The organism is Curtobacterium sp. MCBD17_019, from assembly GCF_003234555.1.
Taxonomy (GTDB): Bacteria; Actinomycetota; Actinomycetes; order Actinomycetales; family Microbacteriaceae; genus Curtobacterium.
On the sequence record NZ_QKTT01000001.1, the window covers coordinates 226,661 to 252,927 of the forward strand.

Here is a 26,267-nt window from a genome sequence, read left to right on the forward strand (position 1 = left end):
CCTCAGGCGGAGCTGGTGCGGTTCGCGACGGCTTCCTCCGAGGCGAACTCGGCCTGCATCGCCGCGCGCGCCCGACGCCCGCCGACCACCGGGATCGAGCTCGTCACGGCCAGGTGGAGCCGACTGTCCGCGTCGTACCGGAGTCGGAGGTGCTGGAACCGGGACAACCAGACGAGCGCGATCGCGAGGGCGACGAACCCCGACAGGGCCCCGACGCCGAGCGCCCACCGGGGACCCCAGGAGTCGGCCACGGCGCCGACGATCGGCGCTCCGATGGGTGTGCCACCCGCGAAGATCGCCATGTACAGCGCCATCACCCGGCCGCGCATCGCCGGTTCCGTCGTCGTCTGGACGAGGGCGTTGGCGGTGGTCATGAACGTCATGGCGGAGAGCCCGACGAACACGAGCAGGATCGCGAACGTGGCGTACGTGGGCATGACCGCGGCGACGGCGCATGCGAGCCCGAAGCCCGCGGACGCGACGACGAGCAGGCGCAGGCGCGGACGTTCGCGACGGGCCGACAGGAGTGCACCGAGCACCGAACCGATCGCCATGACCGAGTTGAGCAGGCCGAACTCGCCCGCGCCGCGGTGGAACTCCACGCGCGCCATGGTGGACGTGAAGATCGGGAAGTTGAGGCCGAACGTCCCCACCACGAAGATCATGCAGAGCACCACGACGATGTCGGGGCGGGTGCGGACGTAGGTGAACCCCGCGCGGATCTGACCCTTGCCGCGCTTCGGCCGGATACGCCGAGCGAGCTGTGCCGGGTCGACGAACCGCAGCGCGATGAGCACCGCCAGGAACGACGCCGCGTTGATCACGAACACCCAACCGGAACCGATGGCGGTGATGAGCACGCCGGCGATCGCGGGGCCGATGAGTCGGGCACCGTTGAACGAGGCGGAGTTGAGTGCGACGGCGTTCGCGACGTTCTCGCCCTGGACGACGTCCGACACGAAGGCCTGGCGCACGGGGGTGTCGAAGGCGGCGACGATGCCGAGCGCGAGTGCGAACCCGTAGACCGACAGGAGCGAGGCAGCGCCCGTGACCACCATGATCCCGAGTGCGAGACCGAGCGCTCCCATGAGGGCCTGCGTGACCATCAGGGTGCGCCGGCGGTCGAACCGGTCGGCGACGAGTCCGGTGATCGGCATGAGCACGAGCTGCGGCCCGAACTGGAACGCCATCGTGATACCGACGGCGACGGCGCTGTCGTGGGTGAACTGCGTCAGGACGATCCAGTCCTGCGCGGTGCGCTGCATCCACGTGCCGACGTTCGACACGAGGGCGCCGGAGAACCAGATGCGGTAGTTGCGTCCCGAGAGGGAACTGAACATGGCGGTCACTGCTGGGTGAGCCTCCTCAGGATGTCGGTGGCGTCGGCGAGGGTGCGCCGTTCGGCGGGTGTGAGCTTGGCGATGCGGGGCGCGAGCCAGGCGTCGCGGCGACGACGGGTCTCCCGGACGAAGGCGGCACCGGCATCGGTGGCGCTGATCAGGACCTTGCGCTTGTCGACGGCGTCCTCGGTCTTCCGGACCAGCCCACGTTCGATGAGGGCGTTCACGGTCTTCGTCATCGAGGGGGGCGTGATGCCCTCGGCATCGCTGAGGTCGGCCAGGGAGCGAGGACCGTTCCGGTGCAGTTGCGCGAGGGCGGAGAACTGGGCATCCGGGACGGAGGCGTCGGCCTTCTGGGCGCGGAGGGTCCGGGACAGGCGGTTGACGGTCATCCGCAGGTCGCTGCTCAGCGATGCGTGCGGTGTCGCCCGGTCGGGGCGAGCGGGGACTTCGACGGACACATCGTTAGCCTATCAAATTAGTTCGGCGAACGAACTGGTTCCGCGGAGGGCGCAGCCGCGTGCCCGCGCGGTCGCCCGCGCCCACCGGTCGCCATGGGGTCGCCCCCATTGCGTCGAGATCGCAGAAGATGCCGCTTCGGAGGGGGCCAAAGCGGCATCTTCTGCGATCTCGACGGACCTGGAGGACCGGCCCGCCCTGGCCAGCCCTGGCCGGGCCGGCCAGCCCTGGCCGGGCCGGCCGTCAGTGGAACTGGGGGACCGTCAGCCAGATCCCGAACAGCACCGCGGCGGCGCCGACCGCGAAGCACAGTCCCGCACCGGCGATCGCCGCGGGCGGCGTGCGGCCCGAACGCGGGGCCTCCTGGTCGGAGGTCGTCGCCTCACCGCGCGGGTCCTGCGGCTGGCCGACCCCGAGCAGGCGGAGGCCCAGGGTGTAGACGACGACGATGCCCACCGCGGCGACGAACCCGACGCCGAACACCTCGCCGATGGCGCTCCAGTCGATGGTGGACCCCATGTCAGGCCTCCGCTCCGGCGGCGACCGGCTCGCGCTCCGGGGCCGGCTCGTCGTTGACGTTCTCGTGCGTGATCGGCTTGCGTCGGGCGAGCATCACGAAGGTCCCGCCACCGGCGACCGCGAGCAACGCCACGATGACGAGCCCGATCGCCGAGGACGACGCGATCCAGGTCGCGATGCCACCGGCCACCGCGGCGGCGGGCAGCGTGATCACCCAGGCCGAGGCGATCCTCCCGACCACGCCCCAGTGCACGTCGGCGAGCCGCTTGCCGAGGCCCGACCCGACGACGGACCCGCTCGTCACGTGCGTCGTCGACAGGGCGAACCCGAGGTGGCTCGAGATGAGGATCGTCGCGGCCGAACTCGTCTCGGCGGCGAACCCCTGGGGCGACTGGACGTCCGAGATCCGCTTGCCGACCGTCCGCATGATCCGCCAGCCGCCGGTGTAGGTGCCGAGGCCGATCGCCAGTCCGCAGGCGAGGATCACCCACAACTCGGGGCCGGTCCCGGACTCCTGGTAGTGCGCCGCGACGAGCGTGAGCGTGATGACGCCCATCGTCTTCTGCGCGTCGTTCGTCCCGTGGGCCAGGGACACCAGCGACGCCGAGATCGTCTGCCCGTGCCGGAACCCCGTCGCAGCACCGTGCGTCGTCGCGTTCCGGGTGAAGCGGTAGGCCACGAACGTCGCGACGAGTGCGATGACGCCCGCGATCACGGGGGAGAACAGGGCCGGCAGGACCACCTTCGACACCACGGTGGTCCAGCTCACCGACTGGAACCCGGCGCCGATGACCGCGGCCCCGATGAGACCGCCGAACAACGCGTGGGTCGAGCTCGACGGCAGGCCGAGGTACCACGTGGCGAGGTTCCAGAGCACGGCGCCGACCAGGCCGGCGAAGATCATGACGGGCGTGATCTCGATGCCGCTCTGGCCCTCGTTGATGATCCCCTGCGACACCGTCGAGGCGACCTCCGTGGACAGGAACGCGCCGACGAGGTTGAGCGACGCCGAGATGAGCACCGCGGTGCGCGGTCTGAGGGCACCGGTCGCGACGGACGTGGCCATCGCGTTGGCGGTGTCGTGGAACCCGTTCGTGAAGTCGAACACCAGGGCGACGACGATCACGAGGACCACGGTGGCGAGGACGTCCATGCTGCCTCCTGTCGTGAGGGCGTCGGCAGCGGGACTGCCGACACGGGCGCCACGCTAGGCGAGTGCCGCACGCGCCGAGGTGAACAGCGGGTGAACTCGGGCGTCGGCGCGGCAAGATGGTGCGGTGACCGCACCGCAGCCGACACCGCCCGGTCCGAGTGCGCCGATCGAGGCGACGTTCAGGGACGCGTGGGGGATCGACGTCGTCTACGACACCTGGAGCGCGGCGGACCCGCACGGCGTCGTGCAGATCGCCCACGGGGTGGGGGAGCACGGCGGGCGGTACGCGTCGCTCGCCCGGGACCTCGTCGCCGCGGGGTGGACCGTCGTCGTCAACGACCACCGCGGGCACGGGCGGACGGGCCTCCGACAGCACGGTGGCGACCGGACGCAGCTCGGCCGGCTCGGACCCGGCGGTCTCCGCGCCGCCGTGGCCGCCGTCCAGCAGATGACGCAGGTCGCGCGGCAGGCGCACCCGGGCCTCCCGATCGTCCTGCTCGGCCACTCGTGGGGATCGATCATGGCGCAGAAGATCGTCAACACCGCCAGCGGCGAGTACGACGGCCTCGTGCTGTCCGGGTCCGCCTACCGTGTGCCCGGTTGGATGAACGGCGGCGACCTCAACAAGCGGCACGCGCACCTCGGGCCGACGAAGTACGAGTGGCTGACCCGCGACCGCGCGATCATCGAGGCGATGGCGGGTGACCCGCTCGCGGCCGAGGCGGACGTCATCGGGCTGTTCGGGATCGCCGACACCCTCCGGCTGCTCGGCGTCCCGCGGCGTCGGATCCCGCACGACCTGCCGCTGCTCCTGCAGGTCGGGTCCGACGACCCGCTCGGCGGCCCGCGCTCCGTGCACCGACTGGCCCGCGCGTACCGTGGCCGCGCCGGCCTCACCGACGTGCGGGTGCACGTGTACGAGGGCGCGCGACACGAGGTCTACAACGAGACGAACCGGGACGAGGTCATCGCCGACCTGGTCGCCTGGCTGAACGCTCACACCCGCACTGCGGACGTCCGGGGCGGGGGCGTAGCCTCGGCCGGATGACGACCGAAGTGCGGAACGACGCCGACCAGAACCAGTACTCACTCGTCGAGGACGGTGCCGTCATCGGCTTCGCCGCGTACGAGATCGACGGCGACGTCATCCGCTTCGTGCACACCGAGGTCGACCCCGAGCACCGTGGCGGCGGCAATGCGTCCATCCTGGTCCGCGGAGCGCTCGACGACGTCCGTGCGGGATCCGACCGGTCGGTGGTCGCGCAGTGCTCCTACGTACACGCCTGGATCGAGAAGCACCCGGACTACCAGGAGCTCCTGGCGGTCTAGAAGCTGCGCTCGTGCGCCCCGGCACGAGCCGGCCCGCGGTCCGCACGGACCGTGGGCACCCGGATGAGCACGTGGCCGCTCAGCAGGTCGTGGTCGTCGTCCGCCGGCGTCGGCGCCTCGACCGGGAGGCGCGACTGCCGATCGAACTCGGCCTGCGTCTCGTGACGGGTCGGCGCGAACACCTCGTCCATCATCGCGATGGCACCACCGGACGAGCCGCCCCGGCTCGCCTTGTTCGACAGGTCGACCCAGCCGAGTCGGTCCGCGACCCACGTCGCGAGCACGGCCGCCGCCACCGCGCCGAGCAGGATCAACCAGTTCACGAGCACCGAGGCTACGTGGGTCATCCGCGCGGGGGATCAGCCGCGCGGGTGATTCTCATGATCCTCGAGTCCCCGTCTCTGGTCCGGCGTCGACGATGCTCGCGTGGCGTCCGGGAGTCCCCTCCTCCCGGACGCCACGCCCTGCATCAGGGGACGCGCTCGAGCCACTCGCGAGTGGCGAACTTCGTCGCGACGAGCTCCTGGGCGCGGGCACGTTCCTCCGGCGTGACGTGGCCCTCGTGCGCGCCGTACAGCCGGGTGAACGTCGCGATGAGTCGGTCGATGATCTCGGCGCGTGACAGACCCGTCTGCGACCGCAGGGGATCGACCCGCTTCGCAGCGCTCGTGGTGCCCTTGTCGCTCATCTTCTCGCGGCCGATGCGCAGGACCTGGACCATCTTCTCGCCGTCCATGTCGTAGCTCATCGTCGCGTGGTGCAGGATCGCGCCCGTGCCGAGCCGCTTCTGCGCGGCACCGCCGATCTTGCCCTTCGCCGAGGTGATGTCGTTGAGGGGCTGGTACCAGGCCTCGATGCCCAGGGACTTCAGCGCCTCGATCACCCACTCGTCGAGGTACGCGTAGGAGTCGGCGAAGCTCATGCCCTGCACGAGGTCCGCCGGCACGTAGAGCGAGTAACTGATGATCGCGCCCGCGTCCATGAACATCGCACCCCCGCCGGAGATGCGGCGGACGACCTCGACGCCGTACCGCGCAGCGCCGGCCGGGTCGACCTCGTTGCGCAGGGACTGGAAGCTGCCGATCACGACGGCGGGCTGGTCCCATTCCCAGATCCGCAGGGTCGGACCGCGGCGTCCGGCACCGACCTCCTCGGTGAGGACCTGGTCGAGCGCCAGGTGCTCGTTCGGCGGGATGGGGCCCTCGTGGATGATCTCCCAGTCGTGGTCCTGCCAGGTCGAGGCCCGGGCCAGGGACCGACGCACGGCCGTGGCCACCGCCTCCGGGGTGAACCCGAGCAGGACGGCGCCCTCGGGCAGGGCGGCCCGGACGGCGGCCGCGATGCCCGCGGCGTCGGTCTCGACCGGCAGGCCGTTCACCGCCGCGTCGATGCGGGGGAGGGCGTCGTCCGGTTCGAGGAAGAAGTCCCCCGCCAGACGGAACCCGTCGATCCGGCCGTCGACGACCTCGAGGTCGACGACGACGAGCTTGCCTCCGGGGACCTTGTACTCGCCGTGCATCCCGTCAGCCTATGCCGGACGCGACGCACGCGAGCGGCGCGGGGCGTGCCTCCCGGCCCGCGGAGCGCGTCATGATGAGCGGGTGCACCCCGTCCCCGTCACCGACGTCGAGCCCCGCCCCGCGGTCGAGCCCGACCGGGTGGTGCACGGCGACAACCTCGACGTCCTCGCGACGCTGCCCGACGGGCTCGCGACGCTCGTCTACCTGGACCCGCCGTTCAACACCGGACGGACCCAGACGCGTCGTGCGTCGACGGCGGTCCGCGCCGTCGACGGCCCCGTCCGGGGGTTCCAGGGGCGGTCGTACGAACGCGTCCGGGGTGACCTCATGCGGTACGACGACCGGTTCGAGGACTACTGGTCGTTCCTCGAGCCGCGGCTCGCGGAGGCCTGGCGGGTGCTCGCCGACGACGGCACGCTGTACGTCCACCTCGACTACCGCGAGGCGCACTACGCCAAGGTCCTGCTCGACGCGCTGTTCGGCCGCGACGCGTTCCTCAACGAGATCATCTGGGCCTACGACTACGGCGCCAAGTCCCGGACCCGCTGGCCGACGAAGCACGACACGATCCTCGTCTACGTCAAGGACCCGGAGCGGTACCACTTCGACTCGGAGGCGGTCGACCGCGAGCCCTACATGGCGCCCGGCCTCGTCACGCCCGAGAAGCGCGAACGCGGCAAGCTCCCCACCGACGTGTGGTGGCACACGATCGTGTCGCCGACGGGTCGCGAGAAGACCGGGTACCCGACGCAGAAGCCCGAGGGGGTGCTCCGCCGGATCGTCCAGGCGTCGAGTCGGCCCGGGGACCTCGTGCTCGACTTCTTCGCCGGCAGCGGGACGACCGGGGCCGTCGCGGCGGCGCTCGGACGGCGGTTCCTGCTCGTCGACGACAATCCCGAGGCGATCGCCGTGATGCGGCGACGTCTGCCCGCGGCGGTGTTCACCACGGCCGAGCCGCCCGCCGCGGACGTCGAGGACCCGGCCGTCTGACCGCGGGCGCGGAGGACCGCCCACACGCACGAACGCCCCGGGTGCTCCCCGGGGCGTTCGTGGTCGTCGCCGTGCCGACGCGATGCGTCGACGGTCGGCGTCAGGCGCTGTGCTTGCCGTGCCGCTCCGCGTGGTCGGCGTCCGTGGTGCCGTCGGTCGGCGAGGCGGCGGGGGCGGCTACCCTGCCCCGCTCGGCCTCGAGGACCGGTGCGGCGTGCTTGGGCGCGTCCGACTCGTTGTGCACACGACTCGGGGAGTCGACCGCGGCGGCGGCGGAGTGTGCCCCGTGCGTCGGCGCATCCGCGAGCGGCGCGCGGGTCTCACCGCTGTCGAGCGACACGTCCGGTGAGGTCGGCACGATGTCGACCGCGCCGGTGTCGGGGGACACGAGCGAACCCATCGACGCGGCCGAACCCTGAGCGCCGACGTCGAGGTCGTCGCTCCCGCCGTTGTGCCCGGCAGCGCCACTCGGCACGGACCCCGCAGCGTCGTTCGCCTGCTCCTGCAGGGCCGAGACCTTGCGGAGCGGCGGCGTGCGGAAGAACCACGTCAGGATGAACGCGAGCAGGAGCACGCCGAGGCCGACGTAGTAGATCTGCACGGCGGAGTTGTTGAACCCGGTCAGGAACGCCCTGGTCAAGCGCGGGTCGGCGCCGTTGAGGAACGACGTGTCGCTCGTGTCACTCGTCGTGCTCTTCGCGTTCGACGAGCCCTTCTTGACCTGCTTGATGATGGTCGGCGCGACCGCGGTGACGACGTGCTTCCGCTGCGAGGCGTTCGCGTAGTCGATCCGGAGCCCGCCGTTGCGGACGGAGGCGTGCGCCTGTGCGGCCGCGGCCCGCAGTGCCTTGCGCTCCGCGGCAGGCCGCGCGGCGGCGACCTGCTGCTGGATCACCGACTGCGCGGCGGCCGCCGGGACCTTGCCGGCGCTGACCTGCTGCTGGACGGCCGTCGTGACCTGCTTCGTGACGGCCTGGTCGGCTTGGCCCTTCGCCTGGGTCGCGCCCTGGTCGAGCTGGCTCTGGATCTTCTTCTTGACCGGGGTCACGATCGGGTTCCAGATCTGCTTCATGACGCCGGCGTTCTTCGACGCGTTGGCCACCGACGGCGTGAGGGCTGCGTCGAGGCCGTTCGTCAGGGTGCTCTTGTTCTCCATGGCGGTCGAGATGTTCGTCGGCATGCTCGCGAAGAGCACCGACAGCAGGATCGCCGTGCCGAGCGTTCCACCGATCTGCCGGAAGAACGTCGACGCGCTCGTGGCGACGCCGATGTCACGCGGACCGACCGAGTTCTGCGACGCGAGCGTCAGGGTCTGCATGAGCTGGCCGAGCCCGAGGCCGATGAAGAACATGGCGATGAGCAGGAACCACAGCGGCTTGTCGACGGTGATGAACGTCAGGACGATGTAGCCGATCGAGGTCACCGCGGTGCCCGTCACCGGGAAGATCCGGTACTTGCCGGTCCGCGAGATGATCTGACCGGAGGTGATCGAGGCGATCATCAGTCCGAGGACCATCGGGAGGGTGGCGAACCCGGACTCGGTCGGGGTCAGGCCCTTGACGATCTGCAGGTACAGCGGGAGCGTCAGCAGCGCGCCGAACATGCCGAACCCGACGAGGACGCCCAGGATCGTCGACATCGAGAACACCCGCGAGCGGAACAGCTTCATCGGGATGATCGCGTCGTCGCGCATCGCGCGCTCGACGAGGATGAACGCCAGCAGGCCGAGCCCGCCGATGACGTAGCAGGTCCACGATCCGACCGAGGTCCAACCCCAGTCGCGACCCTGCTCGGCGACGAGCAGGAGCGGCGCGAGGGTCACCACGACGAGCGCGGCACCCCAGTAGTCGATGCGGACCTTGCGCTTGTCACCGACCCGCGGCAGATGCAGGAAGACGATGACCATGATCAGCGCCGCGATGCCGATCGGCACGTTGATGAGGAACACCCAGCGCCAGCCCGTGATGAACAGGATCTGCGCGGCGCCGGAGAACAGACCACCGACGAGCGGGCCGATGACCGACGAGACGCCGAACACCGCGAGGAAGTACCCCTGGTACTTGGCGCGCTGACGCGGGGCCAACATGTCGCCCATGATCGCGAGCGGCAGCGACATGAGGCCACCGGCACCGAGGCCCTGCACGCCACGGAACGCGGCGAGCATGACCATCGACGTCGAGAACGACGCGGCGAACGAGCCGATGATGAAGATCGCGATGGCGATGAGGAACAGCGGTCGCCGCCCGAAGAGGTCGGACAGCTTGCCGTAGATCGGGGTCATGATCGTCGACGCGATGAGGTACGCGGTCGTCACCCACGCCTGCTCGTTCAGCCCGTGCAGGTCGTCACCGATGGTGCGGATCGCGGTCCCGACGATCGTCTGGTCCAGGGCGCCCAGGAACATGCCGGCCATGAGGCCGTAGATCACGAGCAGGATCTGACGGTGCGACATCACCGCGTTCGATGACGTGGTGGGGGACGACGAGGTGCCGGCCCGTTGCGTCGCGGTCTGGGTCATTGTGCTGGTTCTCCGTCTGGTGCGGGGTCTGGGATGTCCGGCGGCGCTCGGTGCTCGAATCGATCGGGCCGCCGTTGCCGAGAAGTTTGCGCCGCGTGCAAAGTTACAGGTCACGCAACTCAGGCGACAACGCGACGATCACGCCAGGGTATTCCCCGTCGCTCCGACCTGATCGAGCTCCGGGCGACCTGTGGACGGAGGCCCCGCGATCTGTGCCGATGCGTAGGTAGGCTCCGCCGCATGGTCTCCGAACCCGCCGGGCTCACCTACCGACCCGCGGATCTGCCCGGCCCCCGTCCGACGGTCCTCGTGCTGCCCGGTGGTGGGTACGAGGAACACGGCCGCCCGAGTTCGGAGCTGCTCGCTGAGTGGTTCGCCGGGATCGGCGTGCACGGGGTCGTGCTGCGCTACCCGGTCGCCCCGCACCGGCACCCCGAACCCCTGGACGCGGCACGGGCGGCGTTCCGCTGGCTGCGGTCGGGCGCGGCGCCGATCGACGTGGACCCGGCGCGCGTCGGTGTCGTCGGTTCGAGCGCCGGCGGGCACCTCGCCGCGTGCCTGGCGAACGGGATCGATGACCCCGACGACGACCGGCCCGCGTTCTGCGTCCTCAACTACCCGGTCGTCTCGATGGAGCACCCGACGCGGACCCGGCCGATGCGGAACCTGCTCGGCGATGCACCGTCGTGGCGGCTCCGGCGCGAGCTGTCCATGGAGACCCGGGTCGACGCGCGGACGCCACCGACCTTCGTGTGGACGACGGCGGACGACCGCATCGTGCGCGCGACGCACGCACTCGCGTACGTGGAGGCCCTGGTCCGGAACGAGGTGCCGGTCGAGTTCCACCTGTTCCCGCACGGGAGGCACGGGCTCGGCACCGCGGTCAAGGAACCGCACACCTCGCAGTGGACGCGCCTGTGCGAGAACTGGCTGCGGTACCAGCGCGTGCTCTGACCGTCAGCTGATCGGGAGGCGCGGGGCGGAGCCGCACCGTGCCTCCCGACCGAGTGCCCGGGTCGTCAGGCGCCGCCGAGCGCGGCGTCGACGATCTCCTTGGCCTCGCGCTGGACCTGCTCGAGGTGCTCCTGCCCGACGAACGACTCCGCGTAGATCTTGTAGACGTCCTCGGTGCCGGACGGGCGTGCGGCGAACCACGCGCGGTCCGTGACGACCTTGACCCCACCGACGGCCGCGCCGTTGCCCGGGGCCTTCGACAGCTTCGCGACGATGGGGTCGCCCGCCAGGGTGTCCGCCTGGATCGCGTCGCCGTCGAGCTTGCCGAGCGCTGCCTTCTGGGCCTTCGTCGCAGCGGCGTCGACGCGCTGGTACACCGGGTCACCGAAGCGCTCCGTGAGCTCGCGGTAGAGCTGCGACGGTGTCTTGCCCGTGACGGCGATGATCTCGGACGCGAGCAGCGCGAGGATGATGCCGTCCTTGTCGGTCGTCCACGCGGTGCCGTCCATCCGGAGGAACGAGGCACCCGCGCTCTCCTCGCCACCGAAGCCCACGGAGCCGTCGATCAGGCCCGGGACGAACCACTTGAACCCGACCGGGACCTCCCACAGGGTCCGGCCGAGCGACTCCGCCACGCGGTCGATGATGCTCGAGGAGACGAGGGTCTTGCCGATCGCGGCGTCCTGCCGCCAGTGCGGACGGTGCGAGTACAGGTACTCGATCGCCACCGCCAGGTAGTGGTTGGGGTTCATGAGCCCACCGTCGGGCGTGACGATCCCGTGCCGGTCGGAATCGGCGTCGTTGCCCGTGAGGACGTCGAATTCGTCCTTGTGCGCGAGCACCGACGCCATGGCGGACGGGCTCGACGGGTCCATCCGGATCTTGCCGTCCCAGTCGAGGGTCATGAACGACCACGTCGGGTCGACGTCGGGGTTCACCACCGTCAGGTCGAGGCCGTAGTGGTCCCGGATGCGGTTCCAGTAGGGCAGGCTGGCGCCGCCGAGCGGGTCCGCGCCGATCCGGACGCCCGCGCGCTTGATCGCCGCGATGTCGATGATGTCCGCCAGGTCGTGCACGTACGTGTCGAGGAAGTCGTACCGGCCGGGGCTCGCCTGCTCCTGGCGCTGCACGTCCACGAGACCGCCGGCGATGATCGCATTGGCCCGGTCGGCGATCCACTTCGTCGCGTCGCTGTCCGCGGGCCCACCGTGCGGCGGGTTGTACTTGAAGCCGCCGTCGCGCGGGGGGTTGTGGCTCGGCGTGATGACGATGCCGTCGGCGGTGTCGTCGTGGCCCTCGCGGTTGTAGCGGATGATCGCGTGGCTCAGCGCGGGCGTCGGCACGTACCCGTTGTCCTTGTCGGCGAGCACGGTGACGCCGTTCGCGGCCAGGACCTCGAGCGCGGTCCGTTCGGCCGGACCGCTCAGCGCGTGCGTGTCGCGGCCGATGAACAGCGGCCCCGTGGTGCCCTGCTGCGCGCGGTACTCGACGATCGCCTGGGTGATGGCGGCGATGTGTGCGTCATTGAACGCGGTGTCGAGCGAGGAGCCCCGGTGGCCGGACGTGCCGAACACCACCATCTGCTCGGGGTTCGATGCGTCCGGGACCCGCGAGTAGTAGGCGTCGACGAGCTCTTGGAGATCGACGAGGTCCTCGGCGGTCGCGGGCGTTCCGGCACGGTCGTTCATGCGCCCATCCTGGCACCGCGCCGTGTCCTGTGCCCGACTGTCCACAGGCCGGCGCCCGACGGGGTCCAGGGAGGAATGACACCGGTTGCATCGACAACCATTCCGTAGGATCGGGGGATGACGACGGACGACGTGCCCTGGCTCGACCGCGAGCAGGTCCGCGTGTGGATCCGCCTCGTCGCCGTCATGGAGCTCCTGCCCGCGGCGCTCGACCAGCAGTTGCAGCGCGATTCCGACCTGACGCACTTCGACTACATGGTCATCGCCATGCTCTCCGAACGCGACGACCGCACACTGCGCATGACGGCCCTGTCCGCCGCCACGAACAGCTCGTTGCCCCGGCTGTCCCACGTCGTCACCCGCCTCGAGAAGCGCGGGCTCGTCTCGCGGTGCCCGTCGACGGACGACCGGCGGGCGACGGACGTCCGACTCACGGACGCCGGGTGGGAGGCCGTGGTCGCCGCTGCCCCCGGCCACGTCCGGAACGCCCGCCACCTCGTGGTCGACGCGATCGGCGAGGACCGCTTCCGGCAGCTCGACGCCGACCTCCGCGCGATGCTCCGCCGACTCGACCCCGAGGGTCGCCTCGCCGCCCTCACCGACCCGGATGGCCGTCCGCCCGTGCAATAGAGTCGGCCGCATGGCCGAGCCCGATGCCTCCGCGTCCGACACGTACAGCTACCTCGGACCGGCCGGGACCTTCACGGAGGCCGCGCTCAAGCAGGTCGCCGCGGCCGCCGGCAAGCCCTGGCGGTCGGTCAACAACGTCGGCGAGGCCCTCGACGACGTCATGAGCGGACGGAGCGTCGGCGCGGTCATCGCGATCGAGAACAGCGTCGACGGTGGGGTCACCGCCACGCAGGACGCCCTCGCGCGCATCCCGGGGGTCCGCATCATCGGCGAGTACCTCGTGCCGGTCGACTTCGTCCTCGTCGCGCGGCACGGCACCATGCTCGCGGACGTCCGCACCGTGAACGCCCACCCGGTCGCGTACGGGCAGACCTACCGCTGGCTCGAGGACCACGTCCCGGGGCACGGACACATCCCCGCGTCGTCGAACGTCGCGGCGGCGGCGGCGCTCCTCGACCCGGCCGCGGGGGCGCTCGCCGAGGCCGCGGTCGCCCCGCCCGGCATCACCGACCACCACGACCTCGCCGTCCTCGCCGAGCACATCGGCGAGAACCCGTTCGCCGTCACGCGGTTCGTCCTCGTGTCGCGGGACCTGGCGATCCCGGCCCGGACCGGCGCCGACAAGACGAGCGTCGTCGTGGAGCTGCCGGACGACCGCGCAGGTGCGCTCGTCGACCTGCTCGAGCAGTTCGCCACCCGGGGCATCAACATGGGGCTCCTCAGCTCGCGGCCGATCGGCGACGAGCTCGGCCGCTACCGCTTCGTCATCGACCTGGACGGCCACGTGCACGACGAGCGCGTGGCGGACGCGCTCCTCGGCCTCCGGCGGTTCAGCCCCCGGGTGACGTTCCTCGGGTCGTACCCCAGGGCCGACGGCCACGCGTCCGAGGTGCAGGCCCGGTACCGGGACGAAGCGTTCACCGAGGCACGCGAGTGGCTCCGCCGGATCGTCGCGGGCGAGCCTGGTTGACGCGGCGGGCCGGACGCCGGTGACCCACCAGGTGGGCGCCTGTGGAACGACCCGGCCGTCCACAGAAGCCGGGGGCCGAGAGGACGGATCTGGCGGTCCCGGTAGCGTTGTCGCATGACGACGCCCCCCGAGACCGATGCGGCCCCGCGCGACGACGTCGCCGCGGTGCCCTCGACCGCCGCCCACTCGGCCACGAGCCAGCACACCGCCGCCGTGGTCTACAACCCGATCAAGGTCGACCTGCCGGCCCTGCGCCAGAGCGTGAGCCGCTACGAACGTGAGGCCGGGTGGAGCGAGACCCTCTGGTTCGCGACGACCGAGGAGGACCCGGGCGCCGGCATGGCCCGGGCCGCGCTCGAGGCCGGTGCCGATGTGGTGGCCGCCGCGGGCGGCGACGGCACGACGCGGATCGTCGCCGAGGTCGTGCACGGATCCGGCGCGTCGCTCGCGCTGCTGCCGAGCGGCACCGGCAACCTGCTCGCGCGGAACATGCGGTTCCCGCTCGACGAGATGGACACGAGCGTGCAGACCCTGTTCCACGGCGAGGACCGCGCGGTCGACATCGGCATGCTCACCGTCGAGCGTGAGGGTGGGGAGCGTGAGGACTTCGGGTTCCTCGTCATGGCCGGGCTCGGGCTCGACGCCCGGATGCTCGCCAACACGCGCCCGGAGCTCAAGAAACGGGTGGGCTGGCTCGCCTACGTCGACGCCGTGGCCCGATCACTCCGTGACTCCGACAGCATGGAGGCCCGCTACAACCTCGACGGTGCCGGCAACCGCTCGCTCCGCGCCCACACGCTCATCGTGGGCAACTGCGGCACCCTGCAGGCCGGTATCCTCCTGCTGCCCGACGCCACGATCACGGACGGCGTGTTCGACGTCGTCGCGCTGCGCCCGAAGTCCGTGTTCGGCTGGGCCCGGATCGGCGCCCGCCTGATGTGGGAGAACGCGATCCTGCGGCGTGCGCGATCGACCAAGATCGGCCAGACCGCGGTGGGGGAGCGGATCATCGCCCGGGCACGTGAGGAACGTCCGCTGCGGTACATGCGCGGCAAGGAGATCGTCGTGCGGCTCGAGACGCCCGACGAGTTCGAGATCGACGGCGACCCGGTGGGTCGGATCCGGGCGTTCCGGGCGCGCATCGACGAAGGCGGCTTGACCGTGCGCGTGCCCGTCGGGCACGTCCTGCACTGAGCGACGGCCGCCGACGACGGACGTCCGGCACCCACCAACCTCCTGCACGATCCGTGCGGCGGCCGGGAGGCGCGGGACGGGCGCGCGCCGTCCCTCCCGTCCGATCGGCGCCGGACCGGCGCGAGGGGGCGGTCGGTAAGATGCTCCAGTGATCGATCCGCAGCTCCTCCGCGACCACCCCGACCGGATCAAGGCATCGCAGGCGGCCCGTGGTGACTCCGTGGAGCTCGTCGACCAGGCGCTCGCCGCGGACACCGCACGTCGGCTCGCGATCTCGTCGTTCGAGGCGCTCCGTGCCGAGCAGAACGCGTTCGGCAAGACCGTCGCGAAGGCACCGAAGGACGAGAAGGCGGCGCTCGTGCAGCAGGCGCAGGCGCTCGCCGCCCGGGTCAAGCAGGCCCAGGCGATCGTCACCGAGTCCGAGGACGCGTTCCGCACGACCGTCGGGAAGCTCGCGAACCCGATCATCGAGGGCGTCCCGAGCGGCGGCGAGGAGGACTTCGTCACCCTGCGCACCGTCGGCACGAAGCCGGAGTTCGACTTCGAGCCGAAGGACCACGCCGACCTCGGCGAGCACCTCGGGATCATCGACATCCCGCGTGGCACGAAGGTGTCCGGCTCGCGCTTCTACTTCCTCCGCGGCATGGGGGCGCGGCTCGAGATCGCGCTCATGAACCTCGCGCTCGACCGGGCGATCGCCCACGGCTTCGAGCCCCTCATCACCCCGACGCTCGTGCGCCCCGAGACGATGGCCGGCACGGGGTTCCTCGGTGAGCACGCCGACGAGATCTACTACCTGCCCGCCGACGACCTGTACCTGACCGGCACGAGCGAGGTCGCGCTCGCGGGCTACCACGCCGACGAGATCCTCGACGTGTCGAACGGGCCCCTCCGCTACGCCGGGTGGTCGACGTGCTACCGACGCGAGGCCGGGTCCGCGGGCAAGGACAACCGCGGGATCCTCCGGGTCCACCAGTTCAACAAGCTCGAGATGTTCGCGTACGTGCACCCCGACGAGGCCGAGGCGGAGCACGACCGGCTCGTCTCCTACCAAGAGGACATGCTCGGCGCGCTCGGCCTCCACTACCGCGTCATCGACGTCGCCGCCGGTGACCTCGGGCAGAGCGCCGCCCGCAAGTTCGACATCGAGGCGTGGGTGCCGACGCAGGGGACCTACCGCGAGCTCACCTCGACGTCGAACTGCACGACGTTCCAGGCCCGCCGCCTCGACATCCGGCACCGCACCGAGTCCGGCAAGACCGCCCCGGTGGCGACGCTGAACGGCACGCTCGCCACGACCCGCTGGCTCGTCGCGATCCTCGAGACGCACCAGCAGGCCGACGGCACGGTCGTCGTGCCCGAGGTCCTCCGCCCGTACCTCGGCGGCACCGAGGTGATCGAGCCGCGATGACCGACGACCTCCGCGAGCAGGCCGTCCCCGACCCCGGGGCGAGCTCGGGTGCGACGTCGACGGCGCCGCGGCCGGACCACTGGCTCGTGGCGCTCGACATCGACGGGACGGTCATGCGCGAGGACGGCGTCATCACCGACGCGACGAGCGCGGCCGTCCATGCTGCGGTGGAGGCCGGACACGAGGTGATGCTCTCGACCGGTCGCAGCGCTTCCATGACGTTGCCCGTGGTCGCGGCCCTCGGGATCCGCCCACGGTTCCTGGTGTGCGCGAACGGCGCGATCACGCTCGAGCGGAGCGACGCCCCCGAGGACGCCGAGCGCGGGGGCTACCGCCGCGCGTTCGTGGAGTCCTTCGACCCGACCGAGGTCCTCCGCACCATCCGCGGGTCCCTGCACGGCGCCGCGTTCGGCGTCGAGGACGAGACCGGCCACTACCGCGTGCACGGGATCTTCCCCGAGGGCAGCCTGAGTTCCGACGTCGAGCACGTCGCGTTCGACGACCTCTTCGGCGTCGAGGCCACCCGGGTCGTCGTCATCTCGCCGAACCACGACCTCGACGACTTCCTGCGGGCGGTGGACCGGATGGGCCTCCACAAGGTGTCCTACAACGTGGGGTGGACCGCCTGGCTCGACATCGCGCCCGAGGGCGTGACGAAGGCCAGCGCGATGGAGCGGGTCCGGTCCGTGCTCGACGTCCCACGGTCGCGCGTGTTCGCGGCGGGCGACGGCCGGAACGACATCGACATGCTGCACTGGGCCGCCGAGTCCGGCCGCGGCGTCGTGATGGGCCAGGCGCCCGAGGACGTCGTCGCTGCCGGCGGTGAGGTCACCGGGAGCGTCGCGGAGGACGGTCTGGCCGCCGCACTCGCGACGCTCCCGCGCTGACCCGGCCCGGTTCCCGGTTCCCGGTTCCGCGAGATCGCAGTCGTTGCCGTTTCGACGGTGGTGTGAGCGGCAACGACTGCGATCCCGGTGGGATGACGTGGCGTCAGCCGCAGAACTCGTAGGGCGGCACCCTGTCCGTGCTCACCCAGATCGACCGCACCTGCTGCGGCGTCGACCGCACGTCGAACACGATCCAGGCGCCGTGGTCCTGGTAGCCGCGGTAGTCCTCCTGGTCGTCCTCGCGGATCTGCACGAGGTCGGGGTGGTGCGCCTCGAGGGTCGCCAGCGGTGTGCCGAGCGTGTCGCCCTGCGCCGTCTTCGGCGAGGAGGCCCCGGCGCCCTGCAGGAGGATCCCGTGCACGACGTCGCGCGCGTCCGGCAGTGCCTGGGTCCACACGGAGGAACCGGTCCGCCGCCACATCGCGATGTTCGGGTTCGGGCAGTCGTCCGAGCGGGTGTACGCGGTCATGGACGCGCCCTCGGCCGTCACCGAACCGCCGATGGTGAGCGGCCCGACGCCGGCACCCGTGATCGTCCACGTCGTCGGGTCGGCGAGGTCGAGCGTCGGGGAGGCGGATGGTGTGGCGGCCGGCGGCGTGGTGGGCGTCGCGGTCGTGCTGGGCGTGGGCGTCGTCGTGGTGGCCGACGCACTCGGGCGTCCGGTGTGGCCGACCGTGGTGGCGGTGTCGGCCGCGGTCGAGGTGCTGCAGCCGGCGAGGGTGACGACGAGAGCGGTCGCGGCGATCAGGACGATCGCGGACCGCGGTGTGGTGGACATCGAGGAGTTCCGTTCCGGGAGACGCCGGTGCCCCGTGGCATCCGCTCCACGTCCCCCGACGCTCATCTTGGTGGTTCCGTCGTCGGTGCGCCGCGGCCTGTCGATCACGGTTCCGTCACACCGATCACGGTTCCGTCACGGGGTGCGGGAGGCGCCTCCCGGCCGTCCCGGCTGCCGCTCGTCCACCGCATCGCGAGATCGCAGAAGGTGCCGCTCTGGGGGTGCTCAGAGCGGCAACAACTGCGATCTCGGCGGGAGGGTCGGCAGGGCGAGCGGCGCGGCTGGCCGAGGCCGTGCCTCCCGGCCGGGAGGCTCGCTAGACTCGCACGCGCCGGTCGCCACCGTCAGGTGGTCCAGCCAGGAGGGTTGTCCGAGCGGCCGATGGAGCTTGTCTTGAAAACAAGTGGGCAGTGATGTCTCGTGGGTTCGAATCCCACACCCTCCGCCGACGGGCTACGCGGCGTGCGCGGTGGCGCGCGCGAGCAGTCCGAGCGCGTCGACCACCCGGTTCGAGAACCCCCACTCGTTGTCGTACCAGGCGACGACCTTGACGTGGCGGCCGCCGTCGACGCGCGTGAGGAGCGAGTCGAACACGCTCGACTCCGGACGTCCCGTGATGTCGGTCGACACGAGCGGGTCCGCCGTGTACGCGAGCACCCCGGCGAGTGGCCCGTCGGCAGCCGCACGGTAGGCGGCGTTCACCTCGTCGACCGTGACGTCACGGGCCACGACGGTGTTCAGCTCGACGATCGACCCCACGGGGACGGGCACCCGGATGGAGTCGCCCGAGAGCTTGCCGTCGAGTCGGGGGAGCACGAGTCCGATGGCCTTCGCGGCGCCGGTGGTCGTCGGGACGATGTTCACGCCCGCGGCCCGCGCTCGCCGGAGGTCCCGATGCGGGCCGTCCTGCAGGTTCTGTTCCTGCGTGTACGCGTGCACGGTCGTCATGAACCCGTGCTCGATGCCGGCGAGGTCGTCGAGGACGCTCGCGAGCGGCGCGAGGGCGTTCGTCGTGCAGCTCGCGTTGCTGACGACGGTGTGCGTGGCCGGGTCGAACGCGTCGGTGTTCACGCCGTAGGCGAGCGTCACGTCCGCCCCGGTGGCCGGTGCGCTCACGAGCACGCGACGGGCGCCCGCCTCGAGGTGCTGCGCAGCGGCCTCCCGTGCCGTGAAGCGGCCGGTCGACTCGAGGACGACCTCGACGCCCAGGTCGGCCCAGGGCAGTGCCGACGGATCGCGCTCGGCGAGCACGCGGATCCGCTGACCGTCGACCACGAGCGTGTCGTCGTCGACCTCCACGGTGCCATCGAAGGGGCCGAGTGCGGAGTCGTAGCGGAACAGGTGGGCGAGGGTCGCGGGTGCGGTGAGGTCGTTGACGGCGACGACCACGAGGTCCTCGCCGCCGCGGGCCAGGAGCGCGCGCAGGGTGTTGCGGCCGATGCGGCCGAATCCGTTGATGCCGATGTGGGTCATGTGGGTTCCTTCCGTTCCTCCGCTCATCGTCATCGAGCCGGGAGGCCCGCTCCAGTGGCAGGAACGTCATGATCCGGGAGGATCGCGCCAGGGCTACTGCTGGAACACGCGACGGTAAGCGGTAGGGGAGATGCCGAGGATCCGCCGGAAGTGCAGACGCAGGTTGGCGTCCGTCCCGAGCCCCACCCGCGCGGCCACCTGGTCGACGGCGAGGTCCGAGCGTTCGAGCAGCTCCCGCGCCAGGTCGACGCGCGCCCGGAGCACCCACTGCATGGGCGTGGAGCCGGTGCTCTCGACGAAGCGGCGTGAGAACGTCCGGGCGGACACGTTCGCGTGCGCGGCGAGGGCGTCGAGCGTCAGGGCGTCGCCGAGGTGACGCAACGCCCATTCACGCGTCGTCGCGAAGGTGTCGTCGGTCGAGTCCGGCACAGTCCGTTCGATGTACTGGGCCTGGCCGCCGCTCCGGTGGGGCGCGCTCACGAGCCGTCGGGCGACGTGGTTCGCGAGCCCGACGCCGTGGTCGCGTCGGACGATGTGGAGGCAGAGGTCGATGCCGCTCGCCGCCCCCGCGCTCGTGAGCACCGACCCCTCGTCGACGAAGAGCACGTCCTCGTCCACCTCGACGCCGGGGTACCGGTCCTGCAGCACCCGCGTGTAGTGCCAGTGGGTCGTCGCCCGGCGCCCGTCCAGGAGGCCCGCCGCAGCGAGCGCGAACGCCCCGGTCGAGATCGCGGCGACACGCTTGCCGCGCTCGTGCGCGTCGCGGAGTGCCGTGACGACCTCGGGAGGCGGCGGCGTGTCCGCCGGGAACCGGTACCCGGGCACGAACACGGTCTGCGCCCAGTCGACGGCCTCGAGCCCGCGTCCCACCGCGTACGCGAGGCCGTCCCCGCCGCGGACGGTGCCGACGCTCGGGCCACAGACGCGCACCTCGTACGGCATGCTCGGCCGGTTGGCGAACACCTGGGCGGGGATCCCGACGTCGAGCGGCTTCGCGCCGGGCAACACGAGCACCGCCACACGGTGCGGTCGGACAGCCATCCTGCGACGGTAGCCCGAACCCGCGAACACTCGACGCGCGTCCAGCGTACGGTCACCGGTGCGTGCCGCCGAGGGGCGGCCGTGCGAGGAGGAACACCGACATGAGCAGCACCGGCGCCGTTCGTGATCAGCCGACCAGGAGTCTCGTCCCGGCTCGGATGGATCGCTTGCCCTGGACCCGGTTCCACTGGTCGATCGTGGTCGGCCTCGGGATCTCGTGGGTCCTGGACGGCCTCGAGATCCAGATCGTGTCGAACGCGGGATTCCAGAAGCCGCTCGGCCTCTCGACCCAGGAGGTCGCCGACCTCGGCACGATCTACCTGTTCGGACAGGTCATCGGCGCGCTCGTGTTCGGGCGGCTCTCGGACCGGCTGGGTCGACGGAAGCTGTTCCTCCTGACGCTCGCGATCTACCTCGTCGGATCGGGGATCGCCGGGTTCGCGCCGGACTTCGCGTTCCTCGCGGTGTTCCGGTTCGTGGCCGGCCTCGGTATCGGTGGCGAGTACGCGGCGATCAACTCCGCGATCGACGAGCTCATCCCGTCGCGGTTCCGCGGACACGTGGACATCGCGATCAACGGCACGTACTGGGGCGGTGCCGCGATCGGTGCGGCCGCGAACATCTACCTGCTCAACACCGCGAACTTCTCGGAGAACGTCGGCTGGCGCATCGGGTTCTTCATCGGCCCGGTGCTCGGCATCCTCATCATCTTCCTGCGGCGACACATCCCGGAGAGTCCGCGATGGCTCATGACCCACGGGCGCGAGCAGGAGGCCGACGACACCGTGACCCGGATCGAGGCCGAGGTCGAGCGGGAGTCGGGCCGACCGCTCGAGCGGGTCGACGAGTCGAAGGCGATGGACGTCACGCCGCTCGATCGCGTCGGCTTCCGCACGATCGTCGGTGTGCTGTTCCGGCAGTACCCCACTCGGACGCTCGTGGGCGCGACCATGATGATCACGCAGTCGTTCCTGTACAACGCGATCTTCTTCACGTACGCGCTCGTGCTCACGAACTTCTACGGCCTGCAGACCTCGCAGACGTCGATCTACTTCTTCCCGTTCGCGATCGGCAACCTGCTCGGGCCGCTCGTGCTCGGTCGCCTGTTCGACACCTGGGGCCGTCGGCAGATGATCTTCCTGACCTACCTGGTCTCGGGGATCGTGCTGGCCGTCTCGGCGTTCCTGTTCCAGGCCGACGCGATCAGTGCCACGTGGCAGACGGTGTTCTGGTGCGTCTCGTTCTTCTTCGCGTCCGCCGGCGCGTCGAGCGCGTACCTGACGGTGAGCGAGATCTTCCCACTCGAGCTGCGGTCGCAGGCGATCTCGTACTTCTTCGCCCTCGCGCAGATCTTCGGCGCGGTCGCGCCCCTCATCTACGGCGCGTTCATCGGCGACGGGTCGAGCCGCACCCCGCTGTTCTGGGGGTACCTCATGGGCGCCGCGATCATGGTGCTCGGTGGTGTGATCGCCCTGATCTTCGGGGTGGACGCGGCGCGGAAGGGCCTGGAGTCCGTCACGCAGCCGCTCTCGGTCGTGGGAGGCGGGGCGCGCACGAGCGACCGGGCCGACCGGGCGCGCGCGCGCCGGTAGGCGCGGCTCCGCGCCGCTCGGGGTTCGACTTCGTACTTCGTATCCCGTATTCAGGATGTTTGGCGCATCGAACGGTCGCCTGGCAGCCTTCCGGTTCGAGCGTGTGGAAGCCACGCGCTCCGGACCAGGGGCGGAGGCGACATGGGGTCAGCGCAGGGCGGAGTCGAACCGGGGCGAGCGCGGGGCATCCAGGTCGGTGCGGTGGCGTGGACGGGTGCGGTGGCGGGGACGGGTGCGGTGGCGTGGACGACCGTCGTCGGGGTCGGCCGGACGGCTGCGTTCGGCAGCTGCCGCGGCACCCGCGATCTGAGGTCCTGCCCCGTCCACATCGAGGGTCCGAGTGCGCTCGTCCCGAGTCGGCACATCCAGCGGGGCACGGGCCGATGCCGCTGAGCGAGGGTGTCGTGATGCACCGCTCAGATCGCGCCCCGGTCCCGGATGGGCGGACGACGTCCCCCGCCGATGGTGGTGCGCGGACCAACGCTGCACCAGCCGCCGGGCTCGGTCGGTCAGCGACGCGCGCGGGTGCTGCCGGGCTCGACACCGGCGTCGTGCCGATCGACGAGACGCCGGGTGGGGGCATGACCGGTCCGGACGCAGGGGTGGGTGGCGCGGTGCGCCGTGACCTCCTGCGCGACGCGGTGTTCACGCGGCTGGTCCACCGGATCCTGCGCGGGGAGTACCGGTCCGGGCAGCGGTTGCGGCTCGACGGGATCGCCGCCGAACTCGGGGTGTCCCGGACTCCGGTGCGCGAGGCCCTCGTCCCGCTCGAGGCGTTGCGGCTCGTCCAGGTACAGCGCTACGTCGGCGTGGTCATCGCGCCCTGGACGCCGGCGCACATGGTCGAGCGGGTGCAGATCGCGCAGGGTCTGCTCGCGGTGCCGTACCCGACATCGTCCATCGAGCGTCATCGGAGCGACCCGCCGGTCGACGTCGGGGCGTTCGATGCGACCGCGCTCCGGGCCTGCCGATCCGACGCCGGTCGGTTCGCCGTCCTCGCCGAGTGGACGCTCCGGCGCCTCGATCGCCCGGTGAGTGCGGACTGGCTCGCGGCGCAGCTGCCCGTGCTCGACGCCTTCTACATGCGTGAGGTCGCCGGCCGGCACGGGTTGGACGTCGCCGTCGGGGCCGCGGAACGCGCGAGCTCGCTGGCGTCAGCGCTCGGGGCGGTGTGGGACGAGGACCTCGTCGCGGCCATCCGTCACCTCGACGCCTTCGCCGACGCGCTCGCTGCGTTCGACCGAGGGACCCACAGACGCGACCTCCACTGAACGACTGCCATCGCGGAACTCGGCTACCGCTGCTAGCGTGATCGCAATTCGTGATAGGAGGGCCCATGATGTTCGAGACCGCACTGCTCACGAGCTTCCTCGCCGTGGAGCGCACGGGGGGCTTCACCGCTGCTGCCAAGGACCTCGGTCTGCGGCAGTCGACGATCAGCGGACACGTCGCCCGACTCGAGCGACAGACCGGTCGGCAACTGTTCCGACGGGACACGCACGCCGTGGAGCTGACACCGGACGGCATGGCCATGGTCCGCTTCGCCCGCGAGATCCTCGCCGCACAGGGACAGGCCGAGGCGTACTTCACGGACACCGGACTCGCCGGTCACATCCGGTTCGGTGCGTCCGAGGACATCGTCGCGACCGGTCTGCCGGACATCCTGCTCGACTTCCGGAACGCGTACCCCTCGGTGGACCTCGACCTCCGGGTCGGGCTGACGGCGGAACTGCGCGAGGAGGTCCGGAGCAACCGGCTCGACCTCGCCCTCGTCAAGCGCCGTCCGAGCGAGGACGTCGGCGACCTGGTGTTCCGCGACCCGCTCGTGTGGGCCGGGCGCGAGGGTGAGGTCGTCGACCCGGACGAACCCGTGCACCTCGTCACCTACCCCGGCACGAGCGTCACCCGTGATGCCGCCGTCGCCGCGCTCGAGGGTGCCGGCCGTCCCTACCGGATCACCTGCGTGTCCGCGAGCCAACAGGGCATCCGGGCAGCGGTGTACGCCGGGCTGGGCGTGACCGTGCACCCCGGGTCGATCCTCCCGGCCGGGTTGGTCCCACTGACCGGACTGCCGGACCCGGGCTGGACGGAGTTCACGCTCGTGTCGCGTGCCGGACCGCCGAGCGTCGCGATGTCGGAGCTCGTCAACGCGATCCGTACGGGCGCGGACCGCGTCATCAAGGGGCATTCGATCGCGCGCGCGGGGGCCTGACGCTCCGTCGACGTGACCCCCATTCGGGGGCACGCCGAGGGGATCCCGGCGGTGGCCACCCCCTCGGGTATCGTCCCCGCGGACGACGGCACCCAAGCCGTCAGCCCGAACTGCCAGGAGGAAGCGTCGTGTCCGACTTCGACGACCTCACCGACCCGCGGCGGGAGCCGACGATCCTCCGGGGTCCGGGCGGTCGTGTGATCGGCGCACGGCACGGTCGACGGCACCGCGGGTTCCGGCCGGCGCGACTCCTGGTGGGCGTGGCGATGCTCGCCGGCATCAGTGTCGTGACCGCCGGCTCACTCACTGCCTACGCCGCCTACGACCTGGGGCACCGGATCGCCCAGAACGCGGTCGACGTCGGGGGAGCGGGCGGGCAGAGCACCGACGGCGCGTTCAACGTCCTGGCCGTGGCTGCCGACAACGACCCCGGGCAGGGCACCGAGTACGGGGTCCGGCAGGCGACGCTCAACGACGCGAACGTGCTGCTGCACGTGTCCGCGGACCACACGCAGGCCGTCGCGATCAGCTTCCCCCGCGACCTGCTCGTCGACCAGCCGGCCTGCACGAGCCACGGGACGACGACTGCCGCGGTGCAGGACACCCCGCTCAACGAGGCGTACGGGCGCGGCGGCCTGGGCTGCGTGGTGAGGACCGTCGAGCAGGTCAGCGGACTGCGCATCCCGTACGCCGCGCAGATGAGCTTCGACGGCATCATCGGACTCTCCGACGCGATCGGCGGTGTCCCCGTCTGCGTGACGGACGACGTCGACGACCCGTACACGGGCCTCCGGTTACGCGCCGGCGAGCACACGGTGTCGGGGGCGACCGCGCTGGCGTTCCTCCGCGACCGCCACGGGATCGGCGACCAGAGCGACCTGTCCCGGATCTCGAGCCTGCAGCAGTTCCTGTCGTCGCTCGTGCGGAAGGTCAAGGGCAACGGCACGCTCGGCGATCCGGCGAAGCTGTACGGGCTGGCCCGCGTCGCCTCGCACACGGTCAAGCTCTCGACGACACTCACGGATCCGTCGACCATGGTCGCCATGGCGCGGACGTTCCAGGGCATCGGACTCGACCGCATCACGTTCGTGCAGTATCCGGGCGCCACAGACGACCCGGACCACCCCGGCAAGGTCGTTCCCGACTCCACGACCGCGCGCCAGCTCATGGCGGCGGTGCGTTCGGATCGGTCGTTCTCGCTCGCCGCGGGGTCGGTGGGCCGTGGGTCGGAGTCGGTCAGCGGTGGGTCGAGCGGGTCGGGTGGGTCGAGCGGGTTGGGCGTGTCCAGCGCGGCGGGCGGGTCCTCGGGTGCGAGCGGCGGTGGCTCAGGCGGCAGCGGCAGTGCTGGCTCCGGCGGCTCCGGCTCCGGTGGCTCCGGCTCCGACGCCGATTCCGGCTCCGGCTCCGGCTCCGGCTCGGCAGGGTCGGGAGGCGCGGGGCACGACGGGACCTCGGCCTCCGCACGTCCCGAGACGATCAGCGGCGTGACCGGTCAGACCGCGCAGCAGCGGACCTGCGCGGTCGCGGCCGAGTGACCGGAGGAACACTCGGGTCGCGGACGCGACCACGAGGTGACGTGCGGGGTGAGCGGGGCCGGAGCTGGGCCTCC

24 protein-coding genes and 1 tRNA gene are annotated in these 26,267 nt (G+C 71.3%); 14 read left to right on the forward strand and 11 right to left on the reverse strand.

Going from position 1 to position 26,267, the window contains the following annotated elements; genetic code table 11:
- Window positions 1-2: 2 nt before the first annotated feature.
- The 4 genes from DEI82_RS01100 to DEI82_RS01115 form a co-directional block, all read right to left on the reverse strand.
- Entirely contained in the window at window positions 3-1,349 is a 1,347-nt protein-coding gene (locus DEI82_RS01100) for an MFS transporter (RefSeq protein ID WP_220037212.1), read from the reverse strand.
- The gene (locus DEI82_RS01105; protein WP_220037213.1) at window positions 1,346-1,801 is read right to left on the reverse strand and encodes a MarR family winged helix-turn-helix transcriptional regulator; all 456 of its coding nucleotides are present in this window, start codon (window positions 1,799-1,801) and stop codon (window positions 1,346-1,348) included. The genes DEI82_RS01100 and DEI82_RS01105 overlap by 4 nt, the downstream gene beginning before the upstream one ends.
- Before the next feature lie 241 nt (window positions 1,802-2,042).
- Window positions 2,043-2,318: a hypothetical protein gene (locus tag DEI82_RS01110; protein WP_111010149.1), complete on the reverse strand. Its 276-nt coding sequence runs from the start codon at window positions 2,316-2,318 to the stop codon at window positions 2,043-2,045.
- Window position 2,319: 1 nt separating this feature from the next.
- Window positions 2,320-3,471 (reverse strand): inorganic phosphate transporter, encoded by a 1,152-nt coding sequence (locus DEI82_RS01115; protein ID WP_111035515.1) that lies wholly within the window; start codon window positions 3,469-3,471, stop codon window positions 2,320-2,322.
- Window positions 3,472-3,595: 124 nt separating this feature from the next.
- On the opposite strand from DEI82_RS01115, the gene DEI82_RS01120 reads away from it, so the two are divergent.
- Window positions 3,596-4,519 carry an alpha/beta fold hydrolase gene (locus tag DEI82_RS01120; RefSeq protein WP_258371899.1) on the forward strand — a complete coding sequence of 308 codons (924 nt, stop codon included), beginning with the start codon at window positions 3,596-3,598 and terminating at the stop codon, window positions 4,517-4,519.
- The gene (locus DEI82_RS01125) at window positions 4,516-4,800 is read left to right on the forward strand and encodes a GNAT family N-acetyltransferase (RefSeq protein ID WP_111010146.1); all 285 of its coding nucleotides are present in this window, start codon (window positions 4,516-4,518) and stop codon (window positions 4,798-4,800) included. The genes DEI82_RS01120 and DEI82_RS01125 overlap by 4 nt, the downstream gene beginning before the upstream one ends.
- On the opposite strand, the gene DEI82_RS01130 is transcribed toward DEI82_RS01125, so the two are convergent.
- Both DEI82_RS01130 and DEI82_RS01135 read right to left on the reverse strand, forming a co-directional pair.
- The gene (locus DEI82_RS01130; RefSeq protein WP_146242791.1) at window positions 4,797-5,147 is read right to left on the reverse strand and encodes a hypothetical protein; all 351 of its coding nucleotides are present in this window, start codon (window positions 5,145-5,147) and stop codon (window positions 4,797-4,799) included. The genes DEI82_RS01125 and DEI82_RS01130 overlap by 4 nt on opposite strands.
- Before the next feature lie 122 nt (window positions 5,148-5,269).
- Window positions 5,270-6,319, reverse strand: a complete 1,050-nt coding sequence (locus tag DEI82_RS01135; protein ID WP_111010142.1) for a biotin/lipoate A/B protein ligase family protein — start codon at window positions 6,317-6,319, stop codon at window positions 5,270-5,272.
- A gap of 139 nt (window positions 6,320-6,458) precedes the next feature.
- On the opposite strand from DEI82_RS01135, the gene DEI82_RS01140 reads away from it, so the two are divergent.
- Window positions 6,459-7,310, forward strand: a complete 852-nt coding sequence (locus DEI82_RS01140) for a DNA-methyltransferase (protein WP_375334603.1) — start codon at window positions 6,459-6,461, stop codon at window positions 7,308-7,310.
- 100 nt (window positions 7,311-7,410) lie between these two features.
- Here DEI82_RS01140 and DEI82_RS01145 read toward each other — a convergent pair whose 3' ends face one another.
- Window positions 7,411-9,828, reverse strand: a complete 2,418-nt coding sequence (locus DEI82_RS01145) for an MDR family MFS transporter (protein WP_375334601.1) — start codon at window positions 9,826-9,828, stop codon at window positions 7,411-7,413.
- 240 nt (window positions 9,829-10,068) lie between these two features.
- On the opposite strand from DEI82_RS01145, the gene DEI82_RS01150 reads away from it, so the two are divergent.
- Window positions 10,069-10,782, forward strand: a complete 714-nt coding sequence (locus DEI82_RS01150; RefSeq protein ID WP_181435056.1) for an alpha/beta hydrolase — start codon at window positions 10,069-10,071, stop codon at window positions 10,780-10,782.
- Window positions 10,783-10,847: 65 nt separating this feature from the next.
- Here DEI82_RS01150 and pgm read toward each other — a convergent pair whose 3' ends face one another.
- Window positions 10,848-12,470 (reverse strand): phosphoglucomutase (alpha-D-glucose-1,6-bisphosphate-dependent), encoded by a 1,623-nt coding sequence (pgm, locus tag DEI82_RS01155; protein ID WP_111026486.1) that lies wholly within the window; start codon window positions 12,468-12,470, stop codon window positions 10,848-10,850.
- A gap of 117 nt (window positions 12,471-12,587) precedes the next feature.
- Between pgm and DEI82_RS01160 the strand changes: the two genes are divergently transcribed.
- From DEI82_RS01160 to DEI82_RS01180, 5 genes are all read left to right on the forward strand, one after another.
- A complete protein-coding gene (locus DEI82_RS01160) occupies window positions 12,588-13,100 on the forward strand; it encodes a MarR family winged helix-turn-helix transcriptional regulator (protein ID WP_111010134.1) in 513 nt (170 codons plus the stop codon).
- A 10-nt stretch (window positions 13,101-13,110) separates the two neighbouring features.
- The gene (gene pheA, locus DEI82_RS01165; protein WP_111035517.1) at window positions 13,111-14,070 is read left to right on the forward strand and encodes a prephenate dehydratase; all 960 of its coding nucleotides are present in this window, start codon (window positions 13,111-13,113) and stop codon (window positions 14,068-14,070) included.
- Window positions 14,071-14,184: 114 nt separating this feature from the next.
- Complete coding sequence (locus tag DEI82_RS01170) at window positions 14,185-15,264, forward strand: diacylglycerol kinase family protein (protein WP_111010130.1); 1,080 nt, start codon at window positions 14,185-14,187, stop codon at window positions 15,262-15,264.
- A 148-nt stretch (window positions 15,265-15,412) separates the two neighbouring features.
- Window positions 15,413-16,675: a serine--tRNA ligase gene (serS, locus tag DEI82_RS01175; protein WP_111035518.1), complete on the forward strand. Its 1,263-nt coding sequence runs from the start codon at window positions 15,413-15,415 to the stop codon at window positions 16,673-16,675.
- Window positions 16,672-17,562 (forward strand): HAD family hydrolase, encoded by an 891-nt coding sequence (locus tag DEI82_RS01180; RefSeq protein WP_111035519.1) that lies wholly within the window; start codon window positions 16,672-16,674, stop codon window positions 17,560-17,562. The genes serS and DEI82_RS01180 overlap by 4 nt, the downstream gene beginning before the upstream one ends.
- Window positions 17,563-17,665: 103 nt before the next feature.
- Here DEI82_RS01180 and DEI82_RS16080 read toward each other — a convergent pair whose 3' ends face one another.
- Window positions 17,666-18,340, reverse strand: coding sequence for a hypothetical protein (locus tag DEI82_RS16080; protein ID WP_181435057.1), 675 nt, complete (start codon window positions 18,338-18,340; stop codon window positions 17,666-17,668).
- 360 nt (window positions 18,341-18,700) lie between these two features.
- Between DEI82_RS16080 and DEI82_RS01195 the strand changes: the two genes are divergently transcribed.
- Window positions 18,701-18,785, forward strand: a tRNA-Ser gene (locus DEI82_RS01195).
- A gap of 8 nt (window positions 18,786-18,793) precedes the next feature.
- Here the strand turns inward: DEI82_RS01195 and gap are convergent.
- Both gap and DEI82_RS01205 read right to left on the reverse strand, forming a co-directional pair.
- Window positions 18,794-19,813 (reverse strand): type I glyceraldehyde-3-phosphate dehydrogenase, encoded by a 1,020-nt coding sequence (gene gap / locus DEI82_RS01200; protein ID WP_111035521.1) that lies wholly within the window; start codon window positions 19,811-19,813, stop codon window positions 18,794-18,796.
- Between the two features lie 93 nt (window positions 19,814-19,906).
- Window positions 19,907-20,854, reverse strand: a complete 948-nt coding sequence (locus tag DEI82_RS01205) for a GlxA family transcriptional regulator (RefSeq protein WP_111035522.1) — start codon at window positions 20,852-20,854, stop codon at window positions 19,907-19,909.
- Window positions 20,855-21,012: 158 nt separating this feature from the next.
- Here DEI82_RS01205 and DEI82_RS01210 point away from each other — a divergent pair, with 158 nt between their 5' ends.
- From DEI82_RS01210 to DEI82_RS01230, 4 genes are all read left to right on the forward strand, one after another.
- Window positions 21,013-22,446 carry an MFS transporter gene (locus DEI82_RS01210; protein WP_111013867.1) on the forward strand — a complete coding sequence of 478 codons (1,434 nt, stop codon included), beginning with the start codon at window positions 21,013-21,015 and terminating at the stop codon, window positions 22,444-22,446.
- Window positions 22,447-22,997: 551 nt separating this feature from the next.
- Window positions 22,998-23,717, forward strand: coding sequence for a GntR family transcriptional regulator (locus tag DEI82_RS01220; protein WP_146242793.1), 720 nt, complete (start codon window positions 22,998-23,000; stop codon window positions 23,715-23,717).
- Window positions 23,718-23,782: 65 nt separating this feature from the next.
- On the forward strand, window positions 23,783-24,658 hold the full coding sequence (locus DEI82_RS01225) for a LysR family transcriptional regulator (protein WP_220035650.1): 876 nt from the start codon (window positions 23,783-23,785) through the stop codon (window positions 24,656-24,658).
- A gap of 128 nt (window positions 24,659-24,786) precedes the next feature.
- Complete coding sequence (locus DEI82_RS01230) at window positions 24,787-26,193, forward strand: LCP family protein (RefSeq protein WP_111035525.1); 1,407 nt, start codon at window positions 24,787-24,789, stop codon at window positions 26,191-26,193.
- The last annotated feature ends 74 nt before the right edge of the window (window positions 26,194-26,267 follow it).